The 539-nt window shown below is 47.5% G+C and carries 1 pseudogene; it reads right to left on the bottom strand.

Annotation, left to right across the window (positions count from 1 at the left end):
• A pseudogene (locus ACTHUM_RS18385) lies at nucleotides 1-251 on the bottom strand (TonB-dependent receptor); the annotation flags it as partial.
• Nucleotides 252-539 lie beyond the last annotated feature (288 nt).

Here is a 539-nt window from a genome sequence, read left to right as displayed (position 1 = left end):
GTGTTTACGGTCTGTTTCAGCAGGTCGGTCGCGGAAAGGTTGTGGCCGCTGCGGTCGATGTTCGGCGTGGTGAAGACGCGGTTGGACGTGGCGGTTTCAAAGCCGCTGCGGTTGGTGCGTTCGCCGGTTACGACGACTTCTTCCAACTGCACCTGTTCCGCATCTTGCGCCGCATCGGCGGCATAAATCCATTCGGAGGCGAAAGCGGCAGCAATCAATAGGGGGAGGCGGCGGAGGGTGTGTTTCTGCATTTCCTTATCCTTTCAGACGGCATACGTCGGGGTGGATTGAACATCAGGTAATCCAATTGCTCCGTCAGTATGCAAATATTTGTGTTTACACATTTACATAAAACAAACTATTAATGTAAAGTATAAGAAATAAGAAACAGGAATGCAAGTGTTTATCATTCACTTTGTTTCCCCTCTTATCGTGAATTGTCCAAAAAAATCCCTCTCCTATTTGGGGAAGAAGGTTGTAGGAGGAAAATTATGTAATCTTCATGAATTTAGCCTGCTAAGCATTCGACAGCCTCTATC

It is taken from the genome of Neisseria sp. P0021.S006 (genome assembly GCF_051956895.1).
The sequence above is the reverse complement of the archived record's forward strand: the minus strand, read 5'-3'. Positions and strand labels throughout refer to the sequence as shown.